3 protein-coding genes are annotated in these 2,636 nt (G+C 74.6%); 1 reads left to right on the forward strand and 2 read right to left on the reverse strand.

Annotated elements, in window-relative coordinates; genetic code table 11:
* The coding region (locus VR45_RS24110) for an AAA family ATPase (RefSeq protein WP_045941921.1) at positions 1 to 1,854 on the reverse strand (1,854 nt) is incomplete at its 3' end.
* Between the two features lie 180 nt (positions 1,855 to 2,034).
* Here VR45_RS24110 and VR45_RS24115 point away from each other — a divergent pair.
* Positions 2,035 to 2,295: a hypothetical protein gene (locus tag VR45_RS24115; RefSeq protein WP_045941922.1), complete on the forward strand. Its 261-nt coding sequence runs from the start codon at positions 2,035 to 2,037 to the stop codon at positions 2,293 to 2,295.
* Between the two features lie 42 nt (positions 2,296 to 2,337).
* On the opposite strand, the gene VR45_RS24120 is transcribed toward VR45_RS24115, so the two are convergent.
* The coding region (locus tag VR45_RS24120; RefSeq protein WP_045941923.1) for a LysR substrate-binding domain-containing protein at positions 2,338 to 2,636 on the reverse strand (299 nt) is incomplete at its 5' end.

Consider the following 2,636-nt stretch of genomic DNA (forward strand, 5'->3'; position numbering starts at 1 on the left):
GATGTGTATAAGAGACAGGGTCAGCACGGAGACGAGCCGCTCGAAGGCGGACAGCATCGAGCTTGCGACGCCCGGCTGGTCGGCGAAGGCCGCGAGGATCGACTCGAAGGCGTAGAACGGCCGGTACGGGAGCTCCACCGAGGCCCAGTAGCGGGTCAGCTCCTCGCCCGCCAGGCCGGCCGGCAGTCCGTCGAAGTGCATCCGGGCGTGGGCCCGGCCGGCGTCGGCCTTCTCCTTCTCGCCGTCGTCGACGCGGGTCGGCACGGGCAGCACCCGGACGCCCTCGTCCCGGTCGCTCCCGTGGACCGTTCGGGCGACCTGGGCGGCACCCTCGATGGACTGGGCGCTCATGGTGAAGCAGACCACCAGGTCGTCCGGCAGTTGGAGGGTGCAGAGGGAGGCGGCTTCCGACAGACCGCTGGGGGCGTCGATGAGGACGTAGTCGTAATGGTGGCGGAGGTCCTGGCCCACGGTCTCGACGAAGTGTTCCGCCCCGGCCCGGGCGACAAGGTCCTCTGCCGAGTCGGCGACGATCGCGCCTGCCGGACCGGCCGCGAGCAGGTCGAGCCGCCCGTCGCCGGGGAACCCGGACCAGCGGAGCGGGCGGATGTGGTCGAGGACGCAGGCCGGGTGTTCCGTCCCGTTCTCGGGTGTGTCCAGGGAGCGGCTGAGCAGGCCGACGAGGTCCCGGCCCGTGGTGTCGGTGCCCTCGGGTTCGAGGAACGGGCGGAAGTAGTGGTGCAGGCCCGGCGCGCCGGGGTTCCAGTCGACGGCGAGCACCCGGAAGCCGTTGGCGGCCAGGATCCAGGCGCAGTTCGCCGTGATCGTCGTGCGACCGCTGCCGCCCTTGTAGGAGTAGAAGGTGACGACCCGGCCGTTGGCGCTGGGCGTGGTGTGGCTGGGCGTGGTGTGGCCGGGCGCCGGTCCCGGTGCGGGGCGGCGGAGCGGTGGTTCGGGCGGCGCGGCCGCCCGGGCGTCCCACGCGTCGGCGAGCCGCCGGACGGTGCGGTCGCCCTCCTCGTTGATCGCGCCCAGGCGCTCCAGCGCCCGGTCGATGTCCTCGCCGATCGGGTCGTCCGTGCTCTCGGCGGGGGCGAGGGGACGGTCCGTCCGGTGGTCGCCGGGCCGCCCGCTGCCGGCGTCCTGGAGCAGGGCGACCCGTTCGGTCAGCCGGCCCATCTGGTCGAGCACCTGGGAGAGCAGCACTTCGACCTCGGTGCGCCGGGTCTCGGCCCGGAGCAGTTCGTCCATCGCCCGCCGTTCGCGGTCGTGGGCGTGGACGAGGCGCTGCTGGGTCGCGCGGAGCCGGGCGAGTTCCGCGCGGTGCCCGAGCAGCCGGTTGCGCTCCTCGGTCAGCTCGCCGACCCGGTGCTGCAGCGTGGCCAGCATGAACAGCAGGACCGTGACGACCTTCTCGGTGTTGTCCAGGGCCAGTTGGAGTTCGTCGCGCTGTCCCCTGGCCTGGCTGAGCTGGCTGTAGAGGGTCTCCAGATAGCCGTGCTGCTCCTCCACGCTTCCGCCGGGAAGGCCGCCGCCGGGCAGGGCACGGCCGGGGCGGGCGCGCGGTGGGGCGGGGTCGCGGGCGGCCCGCAGGAGGTTGAGGGCCCGGCCGAGGTCGCGCGGGTCACGGCTGGTGGCCGCCACCAGGGCGCGGACGAACTGTTCGGTGGGCACGCGGCCGGAGAGGTTCTCGCTCACGGTGCCGGGTGCCCGGCCGACGGTCCGCGCGATGTCCGCCACCGTCCGCCCGGCGGTCACCACCAGGTGCCGGAGGAAGTCGGCGAGTTCCTCCGCCTCCGGGCTCTCCGCCCGGATCGGGCCGAACGGGCGCCCGCCCCGGTTCGCCTGTGCCACTCGTCCCCCCGGACCCGCCCGACCGCTGTTGTTCGGCATTATCGCCGAACAACCGCCGGATGTTCGGCCGGTTGCCAGGGGTCTCCCGGTGAACAACGGCGATGAACTCGCGGGCCTGTCACGGTCGTTCCCGCAGACCCGAGCCGGGAGGGCCGTCCCGGCGGGAACGGAGAATCCGACATGACCGTGCTGACCCTCGTCCCACGTGTGCTCGGCCCGCTGCAGCGGGTGCTGCTGGTGGCCCTGCTCACCCCCGTCCTGGCGGTGGTCGTGCTGGCGACCGTGCCCGCGCTGCTGGTGCTGCCCTTCCTCCGGAACGGGGACCGGCGGGTCGTCAGCCTGCTGCGCACCCACACGGCTACCCTGTCCGTCCTGCTGACCGGGAGCCGCCCGGACCCGGTCGATCCTCCGGCGGGGCCGCGGCGGCGGGGCCGGTCGTGACGGTGCCGCGGGTGGAGGGGACGGCCCCGCCCCGGGCCGGGGTCAAGCCCGGGGCGGGGCGGCGGCCGCCGCCCGGGCGAGGTGGGGGAGGAAGGCGGTGACGGCGGGAGGCGCGGAACGGGCGCGGAGGGTGGCGGTGCGGACGAGGCGGACCGGGGTGTCCTCGGGGTGGAGCGGGACGAGCGCGATGTCCGGACGGGTGGCGCGGGCGGCCAGGCCGGGGATCAGGGTGGCGCCGAACCCGGCGGCGACCAGGCCGAGTTTCGCCGTCCAGGCACCGACCTCGTAGGCGATCCGGGGCCGGAAGCCGCTGCGGACACAGGCGGCGAGCAGGGTGGACT

The sequence above is a fragment of the Streptomyces sp. NRRL S-495 genome (assembly GCF_000966955.1).
Classification (GTDB): Bacteria; Actinomycetota; Actinomycetes; order Streptomycetales; family Streptomycetaceae; genus Kitasatospora; species Kitasatospora purpeofusca.